Below are 13490 nucleotides of genomic sequence, written 5' to 3'. Positions count from 1 at the left end.
CGCCGGAGCTTCTTCCTCAACGTCATCGGTGGGTGCTCGGCGATAGTAACCAACGGTTGTCGTTGTGGCGCCCGGCCGGGCGGATCTCCCGCTACCGGATCGGCCTGTTCTCCTTGAAGTTCGCGCGTGTGGTCGCCTGGAACGGCTCGATGCTCGTCATCGGCTGGTTGCTGCAGCACCTGTTCGATGCGCTCGCTGGCTCCGGTCGGCCGGGTTCGGCGCGTACGAGATCCTCGCCGTGCTGGTCGCGTCGGAAGTCGCCAGGCTCACCATGATCTGCGTCCTTCAGCGCGATTCTTTCTCGGCAATAGCACAGGCCAGGTCACGCCCTGGTTGCGGGAGCAGACCGACCGTTGCTGGCGCGGACTCACGGGACATCTCGCCGGTCTTGACACCATGATCCGCGAACCCTACGGTAACGAAACCTGTAGGACATCTTGCAGCAGGGCACAGGCCACTACCGCGAACGCGAAGGAGGTCGGCAGTGCCAGGTGGGAGCCCTCGATGGCACGATCCGGGACGGGATCACCCACAGCGGCACTGTGCCGGTCGATCCGGATCGCGACGGCGGACCACCGGCGCTGAGCCCGCGCGACCTGGTCGCCGGATGGCCCGCACCGACCGGCACAGACACCCCGACAACCTGGCGCTCAACCCGACCGGAAGCCCGTATCCGCGTGTCTGCGCATCGAGCCATCAGCATCCGCCGTCGTTCCTCACTGACGGGCAGGCGTCGACGCACTGGGTGTGCGGCTGCGCATCACGCAGGGGTGGTACCCCAACCAGCCCAGTCACAACACTCAACTGGCCGCGTTCGCCGTCTGCGCGGACCCGGTCACCGAGCCTGGAGGCCATCGATGACTCTCCTCGCACGACGCCGCCCCACTCTGGCCGCGGCCTGCGCCGTCGTCTCGCTCGTGTCGGCAGTCCTGACGCAGCCGGGCTGGTCGGCAGTGGCTGGGGAAGCAGACAGTCTGCGCCTCGTATCGCTGTCGGCCCGACCCGAGATGGTCACGGCGGACGATGTGCTGGTCGCAGTGGAGGTGCCGCGCGACACACAGTTGGACGAGGTACGGATCTCACGGGACGGCGCGGACGTCACCAGCTCCTTCCGGGCCGACGCGGACGCACATACCCTCACCGGCTTGGTCGACCGACTCCGCCCCGGACGCAACCGCCTGGTCGCGACCGCGGGGTCGCTGCGCGACCAACTCGTCGTGACGAACCACCCAGCCGCCGGTCCGGTGATCAGCGGTCCGCACCAGACACCGTACGTCTGCACCACCGACCTGTTCCGTCTGGTCGACGGTGGCACGCTCGGCGCCCCGCTCGACGACGACTGCTCGGCGGCCACCCGGGTCGACTACGCGTACCGGTCGACCGCCGGGCAGACGAAGCCACTGCCGGACCCGTCCGTCCGACCCGACGACCTGGCCTGGACGACAACCATCACCGGGGAGACGGTCCCGTTCCTGATCCGGATCGAGACCGGCACGCTCAACCGGGCGATCTACCAGATCTCCATGCTGCACGACCCGGCCGCGGAGGAACCCTCGTTCCATCAGCGCGGCCCCGGCTGGAACGACCGGCTCATCTACACGTTCGGCGGCGGCTGCCGGCGCGGCTGGTACACCCAGGGCACGGACACCGGCGGCGTCCTGGACCCGGAGATGCTCGGTCGCGGCTACGCGGTCGCGTCGGCGTCGCTGAACGTCTTCGGCAACAACTGCAACGACCTTCTGGCCGCCGAGACGATGATGATGGTGAAGGAACGGTTCGTCGAGCGGTACGGTGACCCGCTGTTCACCATCGGCTGGGGCTCCTCGGGCGGCTCCTACCAGAGCCACCAGATCGCCGACAACTATCCGGGTCTGCTCGACGGCATCGTGGTCGGGAGGACCTTCCCCGATGTCGCGTCCGCGACGAACATCACGCTGTTCGACGCTCGGCTGCTGGAGCACTACTTCACCGAGGTCGCGCCGGGCGAGTTCAGCCAGGAGGAGCAGCGCCAGGTCGCCGGCTTCGGGCGGTGGCAGAGCATCCGCAACCTAAGCAAGGGGGCGAATCGACTGGACCCGGCCGCTGAGTTCCCCGCCGAGCTGCCCGCCGAGCTGCACTACGACGCGCAGACCAACCCCGACGGCGCGCGGGGGGACGTCTACGACCACACCGTCAACGTCTACGGCCGGGACCCGGCCACCGGGTTCGCCCGGCGGCCGCTGGACAACGTCGGGGTGCAGTACGGGCTGGCAGCGCTGAACTCCGGCGCGATCACCACACAGCAGTTCCTCGACCTCAACGAGGGCATCGGGGGCTTGGACCTCGACGCCCAGCCGACTCCGCACCGCACCGTGGCGGACCCGATCGCGACGCGTGCCGCGTACCGGACCGGTCGCATCCTGTATGGCGGCGCGGGTCTGGCCGACACGCCGATCATCGACTATCGCTCGTACTCCGAGGACGCGACGAACGGCGACATCCACATGATGACGCACGGGTTCGCCACCCGGGCGCGGCTGGAGGCGGCGAACGGCGACGCGGACAACCAGGTCTTCCTGGTCGAGGACAGCCGCTACGGTGGGTTCAGCCTGAACAGCCCCACCCTTCAGTATGCCCTGACCAGCATGGACCAGTGGCTGACCGCGTTGATGGCCGACGGTTCGGCGCTGCCCGCGCACCAGCGGGTGGTACGGAACAAGCCGGCCGATCTCACCGACGCCTGCTGGAGCCGCGACGCACAGCCCCGCGAGATCGTCCAGCCGATCACCCCGGACAACGCCGGTGAGTGCGGGCAGCTGTACCCCGCCCATTCCACCCCGCGACTGGTGGCCGGCGCCCCGCTCACCGACGACGTGGTGACGTGCCACCGCAAGGACGTCGAATGGAGCGACTACGAGGTCGACTTCACCCCGGCCGAGCGCGCCCGGCTGCTGGAGATCTTCCCGTCGGGCGTGTGTGACTGGTCGAAGCCCGGCGTCGGCCAGCAACCGCTGAGCGACACCTGGCAGGTGATCGATTGATGCCTCCTGCTGCTTCCGTGGGCCGCGGGACCCCGAAATGATCACGTTCAGCACGAAATCTCGTGTCACACCATGCTCGCAATCATGGTGAGGCTCGGGCGATCCTGCTGAACGTGATCATTTCGGGCTCTTCCGACGCATCCGTGGGTGGATGCCCGGCTGCCTCACGACAAGGCGCCCGCCGCGAGCGGTCCCAGTCACGGCGGGCGTCGTCGCGGCATATGCCCGCGCTCAGCTCGTGGCGGCTCGCAGGACCAGGGTCGCGACGGCGAGGAGCAGCAGCGCGACGGGCATGAGCGCACCCCCGCGGCGCGTGGGCTCCCCGTAGTCACCGGCGCGCAGGTGGGTGGTGATCGCACCGATCATGAGAGCGGCGAGACCGATCGCCGCGGCAATGCCCAGCCAGGCGACCGCCAGACCGACCGCCACGCCGGCCGCGCCGCCGAGCTCCAGCAGGCCGATCACGCGGACGAGGGGTGGACTGACCCCGAGCCGGCCGAGCCCATCGACGATGTCGGCCTTACCGCTCGCCTTGCCGACACCGGTCCCCGCGAAGGCCAGTGCGAGTAACACGCTGCAGATGACGGTGGCGACGAACATGGTCATTCCTTCGCGTCTGGTCGGGCGCCGGGCGTCGTCGAGGGCTGGTCGTCGCTGGGGTGAAGCGCGGGAACCGCGCGGAGCAGGCGCTGCTGCTCGGCTGCGGTCAGCCCGTTGAGTACGGAGATCTGGTCCAGCTCGCGGTGGAACTGCGCCAGCCGGGTGCGGCCCTCGCCGGTGAGCTCGACGCGCTTGACCCGGCGGTCGGACGGGTCGGCCGAGCGGGCGACCAGGCCTTTGCGCTCCAGCCGGTCGATGATCCAGGTGATGTTCGACGGATCGCAGTGCCGGCGTTCGGCCAGGTCTCTCATCGGCAGCGGCTCGGACAGCAGGCCCATGACGATCGCCTGAGCCGGCGTGAGGTCGGCCCGTTGCGCGGCCTGGTCGTAGTCGCCGCGGAGCCGTTCGGCGAAGACGTACATGGTCGCGATGAACTCGCTGGACCCGTGGCTCATGAACCCTCGAAGCAGACAGTTGAAGTATTCAAAGATTGACCACCTCAACCTATACGCAACGCAGACCGGACGGCAAGGCGAGGGCGCCTGGACCACCGATCGATCCGGCAGGTAGACGATGAGACATGGATCCGCGCCCCTGAGACATAGATCGGCTCACGTGGGTGCGTTTGACTGGGTCGTATGACACCGAGCGAGATGGCCCCGGTGGGGCGATGACACGATGGAAGTCACGCGCGGACTCGTACTGATCGCGGCGACGGTGACGATGGGCCTGTTCGCCGGCGTGTTCTACGCCTTCACGTCGCTCGTCATGGTCGGCCTTCGACGCGCCGACGACCGGACTTTCGTGGTGGCGATGCAACGGATGAACGCCGCCCCGGGCCCGCGCTTCGCCGTCGCCATCATCGGGCCCGGCCTGCTGACCGGCGCATCGCTGCTGCTCCACCTGGGCGAGGACCATCGATCCACGCTGTGGTGGATCGTCGCGGCGCTGCTGTTCTATGCCGGAGCGATCGGGGTCATCACCTTCGCCGGGAACGTGCCTCTCAACAACGCCCTCGCCGCGGCGGGTGACCCGGACCGGGTCGCCGACCTCGCCGACGTGCGTGGCCGCTTCGAAGCCTCGTGGACCCGCTGGAACGACGCCCGCGCCGTGGTGTCCATCGGCGCACTCACCTGTCTCGCCGCGGCCCTGCTGTCCGTCGCGGTCGACTGGCCGTAGAGCTGCCGCCCGACCAAGGAGCTGCTGGCGTTCGCTGCGGTCGACACTAAGGCCCATCACCAGGGGTTCGCGCGCCCGACCATGGATGTGAGCCTGGTGAAGCACATACGCCCCTGGTGATGGGCCTCAGCGACGCCGACATCGTCCTCTTGAACGCGCCCAACGCAAGCTGCGGTCGCCAGCAGCCGCGATGTGACTCACACGGTCAAATTGGTTCAGGGATCGCTGGTTGTTCGGGTCAGCTCGCGCAAATCAGGCGTGCGTCGGCCCAGTCTGCGTAGTCCCAGGCCGTGCTGCCGTCGGCGGCGTCCACGACGAGGTGCAGCCGCTCGGCTCCGGTGACGTCGACGTCGATCTGTTCGGGAGTGTCCCCCCGTCGCATGACCGCCGACTCGTACACGACGCCGTCGTCGGCGCGGACGGAGAGCACCACATCGCCGCCGTCGTCCCGACCGTCGTGCGGCCGGCGCTGCGACGCCTGCGGTGCCCGGTCGTCGACGCCGACGGTCGCCGTGAAGCGTGTACACGCACCACCGAGATACACCGACGTGTGCGAGTCTGCCGTCGTGCCGAGACCCTTCGGATGAACTGTTCCGGCCATCGTCAGAGCCGGACCGTCGCCGGGTGCCGTAGCGCCGTTGCTCAGATCGCGCTCCACCGGCCCGGTGCCGTTGTCGGCACGAATGAAGGGAAGATCCGACACGTACGGCGTCCCGGAGGGTGCTGACGGGACACGCAGGGGTGAAGCTCCCTGGCCCAGGCTGTCGCCGCGCCGGTCGACGGCACGCACCATCACATCGACGACGTCAGCGGCGGCGTCGCCCGGCGCGGTCACGTCCCAGGTGCCACTGCGCCGGTCTCCGTCAGTCAGCCGTCCCGCCGGTGGTGCGTCCACGGGCTCGACGGACCATCCGTCCGGCACCTCGATGGTGAGATCCACCCAGGGAATCGGCCGCCCGCCGACGTTGGCCACCGCAGCCTCGATCCGCACTGTGTCGCCAGGGGCGACAGCCTCCTCGGCCACGTCGACCGCAACGGAGGCGCGGCCCGGAGCGTCGGGCTCCACCCGGGGTACATCGATCTGGTTGACCCACGCGTCCGCTGACGTGTCACGTGCGCGGATGACGGCGCCCTCGGGTCCGCTCGTCACATGCAGGTACTGATGGTTGAGCACCGCACCGGTGTTGACGGTGACGAAGCCGTCGGGGTGCCCGCCGGGAACCGCAACCCGCGTGGCCCAGGCGCCATCACGCAGGTCGGCGTGGGTGTGGGAGGTGAACAGAACGGCGTTCGGGTAGGCGCCGAGGACAGATCGGAGTTCGGCGTCCTGGAGGTGGAACTGTCCAGCCCTCCCGTCGGATGCGCTCACGGTGTCGGCCAGCGGGTAGTGCGTGAAGACGAACACCGGCCGGCCATCGCGAGAATGATGGCGCAGGCGCTCGTCCAGCCAATCGAGCTGAGTGTCGCTCAGGTAGATGTGGTCGTCGAGGTTGAGGTCCTTCCACCACATCAGCCGTTCCGTGCCGGTCACGAGTATGGGTACGCCGCCGAAGGAATACTCGCCGTACACAGAGTCGCGCGCGGCGAAGTCGAGGAAGTTGCCGTAGAAACCCTCCTCGGTCCAGCCGTTGGGCCAGCTCGGCTGGCAGAGGGTCCGCTCGTCACACCAAGCTCCTGCGTACGCCTCGTGGTTGCCGATGGCCGCGGCGACCGGTCCGTTCCGGTCGGCGGCGTCGAGGCGAGCCTGCACGTCGTCGTACTCGAACGAGTAGCCCCGGTCCACGATGTCGCCGTTGATCACCAAGCCCTCGGTTCCCGGGTCGAGTGCGTGGGCCGCGTCCAGCACGTTCTCGAGGTCGTCGAGGTGACCTTGGATGTCGCTGAACACGTCGAACGTCACGGTGTCGTCGTCTTGGCCGGACGACGTGCCGGTCGGTTCAGCGGACTGCGCCGCGGCTGCTTGAGCTGGTGGTGATGCCGTGGCCTGCGGGACCGCCGCTGCCGTGGCGATCAACGCCCCTAACAGGACTGCGGCCGTGGCCCGATGCGTCATTCCAGGTCTCCCTTTGGTCGGAATGTCCAGCGATGTTCGGAAGTTCGATCGCCTGGCACGCCACCTTGACGGCATGCGATGGCGCCGGCGGTACACCGAGGAGAACCTGCAGTGAAGTTCCGCGTTACACCCGTCCGCTGCGCGAGCACGCGCTCACCTGGGGGATGCCGGAGGAATCGGTGACGTCTCCCACGGCGTGATCTCAGGCAGATCCGCGCCTCCTCTTCCTCGAGCGGTTCGAACCGTTTCTCGAGGTGGTCGTGGGAGCGCTGCAAGGTTTGCGCCTTACGGGAGAGGCACCCGGGCCGAGCCGGCGGGACAGCTTCGGATGGGAGGGGTCGCCTGTGAGTTTCCTAAGAAAAGTCGCTCCAGATTGGACTTTGACAGGACGCTGACGGGCGGCCGGCAGAATCCGTGGCGACGGGAACCGACAGGAAGGCTAACCATGCCTCATCGCCACATCCGATCGACATCGCCGGGAGCCCAGCCTTCCCGGCGAGCGGTGCTCACCCTGCTGGGAGCCGCGCCGTTGGCCGCCGGCACTATGCTTGCGGCGTCCGGCAGCGCCCAGGCGGGCACGGACTCGGCCCGGCCCGGAGCACCCGAGGCCTTGTTGCCCGGCGGCGAGTTCGACCGGTACCTTGCTCGGCTCGCTGCGCAGGACGAGTTCTCCGGCACCGTCGTGCTGAGACAGCGGAAACGCACTCTGCTGCGGCGGTCCCACGGCTTTGCCAACCTGCGGTGTTCCATCCCGAACGAACCCGACACCGTCTTCTGCACGGCCTCGATCACCAAGCTGTTCACCCAGGCAGCGATCGCGCAGCTCATCGAGCAGGACAAGGTGGCCAGCGACGGTACGGTGGGGACCTATCTCGACGGCTTTCCACCGGAGATCGCCGACGTGGTGACCGTTGAGCAGCTTCTCACCCACACCTCCGGCATTGGGCGCCCCGCCAACCAGATGGTAGAGATTCCCGGGTCGGACGAGTGGGACGGTCTCGACGAGATCTTGGCCGGGACTTTGGACTACATTCGCGGCCTGCCGCTGAACTTCCCGCCGGGCAGTCAGTACGAGTACAGCAACGACGGATACACGGTTCTCGGCGGGATCGTGGACCAGGTATGCGAAGAGCTGTCCTATCACGACTACATCCGCCAACACGTCTTTCGTCCGTTCGGGATGACCAACTCCGATTTCTACACGGCGGCGCAATGGGGTGACATCCGGCGGCGGCTGGCCCGTCCGCACGCACAGGACGGCACCGGGCAGTGGGTCGACATCGGCGACGTGAGCAACAGCTACCTCGGCACGCCGGCGGGCGGAGCGTTCGCCGACGCCCAGGACCTGGTCCGCTTCGTCGAGAAGACCTTCGACGACACCGAACGGCACGTCCATGGCGGCGCCCCCGGCCTGTCGACCGACCTGATCTGGTTCACCGAGTCCAGCGTGCTGGCGGTGATCCTCAGCAACTACGATCACGCGGCACAACCAGTCGTGACCAAACTGCAGGAGCTGGTGAAGTAGGTCGCGGGGAAGGTTATGCAGATCGACCGAGGCGCGGTCAGCCCTCCTCTCACGAGCTGCGCCGCACCGCGCGGGTGGGACTGAACGGTACGGGGCGTCCCCGACCGTGGCTCACCGCTGCCCGGCATCCGCACGGCCATGCCACGGATCGACAACGTGACGGTGATCCAGCGACAGTGCCGAACCGATCCCTACACGGGGCGCACCCAAGTAGACAGCCTCCTCGTGGGGCCGAGCAGGCGTCACACGATGAGCCGGTAGAGCGTGTGCGGGCGGCCGGCGCGCTCGGGATTGAGGTGGCCGGTGCGTTCGGCGAGGCCGCCGCGTTCGAGCCGTTGCACGATCTGGTGGGCGGTGCGCAGTTGGATGCCGAGGTGGTCGGCGACGTCGCGGGTGGTGAGGGCTTCGTCGTCGGTGGCCTCGCGTAGTCGCTGCAGCGCCCGGAGCCTGGGAACCGAGACACCGACGCGCCGGGCCAGTACGGGAAGGCTGATCGTGTCCATGGCGCTGCGGGTTGCCGGAACGTCCAGCAGCATGTCGGTACCGTCGCGCAGAGACAGAATCGCACGGACGTCGCCAAGGACGCGGGCCCGTGCGAGAGCGTGGCGTGCCCTCGTCTCGGCCGCAGCCGCGGTGTCGCCGAGCCCCAGGCCGATGCGAACGACATCGTGATGGTCTGCGAGCCGTCCGAGCATCGGCAGCGACGTGAAGCCCGACGTGGCGGCGTAGAGCGGACCCCTGGTGGTGATGAGCAGATGGGAGCCGCCGACCGCGGTTGCGAGGCTACCGCCCAAGGCGGCGGCCTCGGCCGCGAGCCCGGCGTCACCTCCCGACGTCTGGATCATCCCGACGGCGACCTGCGCGTCCTCGGCGAGCTGGTTGCTGCCGGCCAGGAGCAGCTGGCGCAGAGCGATCCGCACAGAGGCGGCCAGCGGCGCGAGCCGGAGAGTCGGGACCTCGTCGGCGATGGCGGCGTGGACGGCTGAGATACAGGTGATCGCGACGTGGGTGCCCCCGGGGCCGGTGTGCCGGGACCGATGGAACTCGATGGCCTCTGCCACGGATGCGTCGGCGGAGAAGGGCAGAACGTGTACGTCGCTCGCGGGGATTCCGGCCTCGGCGTAGGTCTGCGTGACGTCGTCCGTCGGCAGGGTGTCGACGGAGATCCGGGAGATGTCGTGGCCACGTTGGGTGAGCAGGAGCAGCGCCTGGGCCAGAGTCGGGCCGCTGTACTCGATGTAGGTGACGGGTCCCGGGAACGGCTCGTGTGCTGCCGCTGCGGCCGCGTAGGGAACGATGCCGGAGAACAGCCATCCGTCCACGTCGGCGTGCTTGGTGACGAGTTCGCGTGCCTCGCCGTCGTCTGCGTACGGCAGCTCCATGACGACGGTGCCGGGTTGCTCGCGTACGACTGCCGCGATGCCGGTGATCAGGTCGTGGGGTGCGATGACGCCGATCGTGGTGCTCATGGCGCCAGGATCCGGTAGAACGTCGCGGGGCGACCACGGGCTCCGCCGGCGGCTTCGCCGGTTCGTTCAGCCAGCCCGGCGCCTTCCAGCTTGGCGAGGATCCGCCGGGCGCTGCGGGTCTGGAGCCCGAGCCGCCGGGCGAGCTCGCCGGCGGTAAGCGGGCTGTCGCGGAGGTCCAGGTCGCGGATCGTGGTCAGAGTGGCGGCCGAGATCCCGGACTGCTGGGAGAGGCGGTCGATCGTGTGCGGTCGTGGATCGGCGGCGGGCGTGATCTCCGCCAGGATGAGGTCGGCATCGTTGCGGCGCGAGAATACCGCCGCCACGGGGGCGACCCGCCGTGACCTGATCACGGCGCGGCGGGCGTGGTGTTCTGCTTCGGCCGCGGTACGCCCGAGCCCGAAGCCGATGTGGACCCGGCTGCTGACGCCGGCCAGTCTCTCGAGCAACGGCAGGCCGGTGAAGTCGCCGGTCGCTCCAGCCAGCCGGCCGCGGGTGGTGACGACGATGAAGGTGCCGTCCGCACGCTGGCCGGGGCAGCCGCTGAGCTCGGTGATGTGGCGCAACACGGCCGAGGTGCCGGCCGACGTCTCGATCAGCCCGAGGACGATCTGTGCGTGGCCGAGCGCGGCCTCCTCCATGCTCAGGACGAGGTGCCGCAGCGTGCTGCGAATCGCGTGTCTGGTCGGGTGCAGCCGGATGGCCGGCAGCTCGCGCCGCAGCTGCTCGTGCACCGCGGGTACACAGGTGATCGCGTGAGTCGTGCCGGACTCGCCGGTTCGCGCCCGGCGGTGGAACTCGGCGTAGTCGTTCGGTCCCAGCTCCGGCCGGTACGGAAGGACGCGAACGTGGTCGGTGGCGACCCCAGCCCGACCCAGGCACCGCTCGACCGCGTTGTGCGACATCGTGTCGACGGAGAGGCGATCGATGGGCTGGCCCGACCGCAGCAGACCGATGAGCGCGAGCTGCAAGGCCTCACGCGTGTACGGCAGGTAGACCGCCGGCCGGTCGAGGACACCCGCGCGATCGGCCCGTGTGTACGGCCCGATGCCGGTGAACAGCCAGCCGGCGACGTTCTCCGTCTGAGCTTCGACGATGGCCGGAGCCTCGGCTTCGTCGGCGTAGTCGAGGGACATCGCGGTCACGCCGTCGTACTGATCGCAGTGCGGAGCCACCGCGTCCACGATGTCCGGTGGCCCCACCACGCCGATCACGGCTGCCACCGCCCTACCACCACCTCCCGTGCTCTGCCGAGACTACGACACGCGGGGGCGGGCCAGCACCGGGCGGGACTGTTCTGAACGGTTTCCGGCGCCGTCGACGGCGCGGACCGTGACCCGGTGCAGGCCGGGGCGGGGCAGCGCGATCGGGCCGGTGTAGGCGGTCCACGGACCGTTGCCGATCCGGTAGTGGACCTGCCAGACGCCTGATCCGCCGGTGTCCTCTACCGTCACGGTGACCGATGGCAGCCGTTCGCCTGGCGGATGGATTCGAGCTATCGAGATCCGGGGCGGGGAGTCGTCGTGCGCGCCCGCCGCCCAGCGGAAGAGCTCCGCGTCCCTGGCGAGCACGAGGGTGGCTCCCGGCAGCACGGTGAACAGCCCGTAGCCGGTCAGGCCGAGGTCCTCGACCGCTGCCGTGCGGGTCCAGATCCGCCACAGCCGGCCGGCCGACTTGGCGTACAGCAGCGGCGCGTCCGGGGCTTCGCGCAGGATCGCGACGGAGTTGGGGAACGTGCGCCCACCGCTGGTCGGATCGCCGAGCCGAACGGTCCGCACGGCCGAACCGTCGACGGGATCGACCTCGGCGAGAGTGGTGTCGCCCAGCGTCCACAGCCTGCCGTCCCGGTCGGCCACGACTCCGGCATAGGCGGTGGCACCGGGCACCGGCCTGGAACGCCACAGCATTCGGTCCCCGAAGGGGTCGTAGGCGAACAGGTCGCCCTCGGACAGGGCTGGGTCCGGGGCGCCGGAGCCGCCGTAGATCCACGTGCCACCGTAGACGACCTCGTCCAGGACGGCGAGGTCACACGCGGCCAGATCGCCGAGGCCCGCCTCGCGGACGTCGGTCTGCCCCGTCCGGGTGTCGTGCACGACGAGCGCGCCGCCGAACGTCGGACTCCGGGGGCCGGTCGCCGCCACGACATGGTCGCCGACGCGCGCGATCGCGAAGACGCGGTCCTGCGGGTCGGCGTTGTCGTGCAGGTCCCACGCCTTCACGGGGTTCTCCGGCGTAGCGGGCGGACCGGGTGAGTACTCGGGACTGTTCCACGGCCGGTTCGGGTCGTGGCGATAGCCCCGGGCGTCCGGGTAGGCCCCGATCCACACCGACTCTCCGTCGTCGAGCAGACTCTCGGTCTGGGAGAAGCGGTGGAAGTCCACGGTGAAGTCGCCCGGATCGATACGGGCGAAACCGGCGAGATAGCCGCCGGCCAGGACACTGCCGTCGCGCGCGGTCGTGAGGGAGATCAGTTCGGCGGGCTCGCCGGGCACCGTCGACCCCGCCGTGATGGAATGCCGGCCGTTGGCGGGGTTGTATCGCCACATCTCGCCGCGCCAGAACCATCCGGTCAGCGTCGGTCCGGGCCATTCCGGGTCATCGAGCTGGACCCAACCCGCACCACGGTAGTTCCACACTCGGCCGGGGTAGACCAGGCCCGTCCCGGTGACCGTGCCGCTGACGGGATTCCACGCGGTGAGCTCGTTGTTGTGCATGACGTACACGCTGCCGGCCACATCCGGTGGCGCCAGCTCCAGGCCCGCGACGTTGTCCAGCTCACCGACCCAGGTATCGGTGGCGGGATCGAGGGCATACAGCGGCGCGTGCTTGATGTCGGCGCCGATGCGGACGAAGAGCAAGTCGCCGGCGGCGTCGACGTCCCACACGGAGAGCCCGGTGTCCCCGGGCTCCATCCCGGCCGGCAGGGGCAGCTCGGACAGGTCGCCGGTCGCCGGGTCCAGCCGGACGAGGTGTACACCCCGGGAGGTGCCGACGTAGACCAGCCCGTCGTGCACGCCCACCGCACGGGCGTAGTTCGTGTCCGAGGCGACCGCCCCGAAGTCGTGGACGGCTGCGGTGTCCACGTCGAAGGAGAAGACCCTCGTGCCCGGGAAGGTGACTCCGTACAGGCGTGAGTCGGCACCGGCGGCCAGACCGAACAGGAACGTCTCACCGGCCAGCGGCGCACCCAGATCGTCCACCGTCCCGGCCCGCGGATCCACCCGGTAGAGACCCGCGTTGGAGTACGAGCCGACGTAGACGTGCCCGTCGGCGCCGACTGCGGTCGCGTACGCGCCGCCCGCACCGGGCAGCGGCTCGGTGAACACCGCCGCACCGGTTCGTGCGTCGACGACGGACACCCTGGCCGGCGACCCACTCGTGACGCCGCACAGCAGCGGCACGTCGTCGGCTGTGGTGAGCACCTTCGCGCCGACCATGTTCACGTCGCTGATCGGCACACCGAGCCGTTCAGGGAGTGCTTCGTGTGTCTCGCGCTGCGGTGCTGGCGGTGCGGGAACGGGCGCGGCCGCACCAGTAGCGGAGTCGAGCCATGCCGTCGTGCGGGCGAGGGGCGGTCCCGCCAGAGCGGCTGTCAACAAAGCGCGTCGTCGCATGAGGTCTCCATCGCCGAGGTGTCGTGAACCGGT

Annotated in this window: 9 protein-coding genes; 3 read left to right on the top strand and 6 right to left on the bottom strand. The window is 69.3% G+C overall.

The genetic code is table 11. From position 1 onward, the window contains the following. The first annotated feature begins 857 nt into the window (after window positions 1-857). Window positions 858-3020 carry a DUF6351 family protein gene (locus E1269_RS09390; protein WP_131893706.1) on the top strand — a complete coding sequence of 721 codons (2163 nt, stop codon included), beginning with the start codon at window positions 858-860 and terminating at the stop codon, window positions 3018-3020. 231 nt (window positions 3021-3251) lie between these two features. On the opposite strand, the gene E1269_RS09385 is transcribed toward E1269_RS09390, so the two are convergent. Together E1269_RS09385 and E1269_RS09380 are read right to left on the bottom strand one after the other, a co-directional pair. Further along, a complete protein-coding gene (locus tag E1269_RS09385) occupies window positions 3252-3620 on the bottom strand; it encodes a DoxX family protein (RefSeq protein ID WP_131893704.1) in 369 nt (122 codons plus the stop codon). Window positions 3621-3622: 2 nt separating this feature from the next. Next, window positions 3623-4075 carry a MarR family winged helix-turn-helix transcriptional regulator gene (locus tag E1269_RS09380; protein ID WP_131893702.1) on the bottom strand — a complete coding sequence of 151 codons (453 nt, stop codon included), beginning with the start codon at window positions 4073-4075 and terminating at the stop codon, window positions 3623-3625. Window positions 4076-4298: 223 nt separating this feature from the next. Between E1269_RS09380 and E1269_RS09375 the strand changes: the two genes are divergently transcribed. Beyond that, window positions 4299-4799, top strand: a complete 501-nt coding sequence (locus tag E1269_RS09375; protein WP_131893700.1) for an anthrone oxygenase family protein — start codon at window positions 4299-4301, stop codon at window positions 4797-4799. A gap of 238 nt (window positions 4800-5037) precedes the next feature. Here the strand turns inward: E1269_RS09375 and E1269_RS09370 are convergent, their stop codons facing one another. Next, on the bottom strand, window positions 5038-6699 hold the full coding sequence (locus E1269_RS09370; protein ID WP_162606317.1) for an NPCBM/NEW2 domain-containing protein: 1662 nt from the start codon (window positions 6697-6699) through the stop codon (window positions 5038-5040). Window positions 6700-7354: 655 nt separating this feature from the next. On the opposite strand from E1269_RS09370, the gene E1269_RS09365 reads away from it, so the two are divergent. Beyond that, window positions 7355-8377, top strand: a complete 1023-nt coding sequence (locus E1269_RS09365; RefSeq protein ID WP_162606316.1) for a serine hydrolase domain-containing protein — start codon at window positions 7355-7357, stop codon at window positions 8375-8377. A 242-nt stretch (window positions 8378-8619) separates the two neighbouring features. On the opposite strand, the gene E1269_RS09360 is transcribed toward E1269_RS09365, so the two are convergent. Genes E1269_RS09360 through E1269_RS09350 form a run of 3 tightly spaced genes read right to left on the bottom strand, consistent with a single transcriptional unit; the run spans window position 8620 to window position 13457 of the window. Beyond that, window positions 8620-9846: a MarR family winged helix-turn-helix transcriptional regulator gene (locus E1269_RS09360; protein WP_131893694.1), complete on the bottom strand. Its 1227-nt coding sequence runs from the start codon at window positions 9844-9846 to the stop codon at window positions 8620-8622. Continuing rightward, a complete protein-coding gene (locus E1269_RS09355) occupies window positions 9843-11066 on the bottom strand; it encodes a helix-turn-helix domain-containing protein (RefSeq protein ID WP_131893692.1) in 1224 nt (407 codons plus the stop codon). The genes E1269_RS09360 and E1269_RS09355 overlap by 4 nt, the downstream gene beginning before the upstream one ends. 33 nt (window positions 11067-11099) lie before the next feature. Then, window positions 11100-13457, bottom strand: coding sequence for an OmpL47-type beta-barrel domain-containing protein (locus E1269_RS09350; protein WP_131893690.1), 2358 nt, complete (start codon window positions 13455-13457; stop codon window positions 11100-11102). Between the last annotated feature and the right edge of the window lie 33 nt (window positions 13458-13490).

This window comes from Jiangella asiatica (assembly GCF_004349065.1).
Taxonomy (GTDB): Bacteria; Actinomycetota; Actinomycetes; order Jiangellales; family Jiangellaceae; genus Jiangella; species Jiangella asiatica.
The sequence above is the reverse complement of the archived record's forward strand: the minus strand, read 5'-3'. Positions and strand labels throughout refer to the sequence as shown.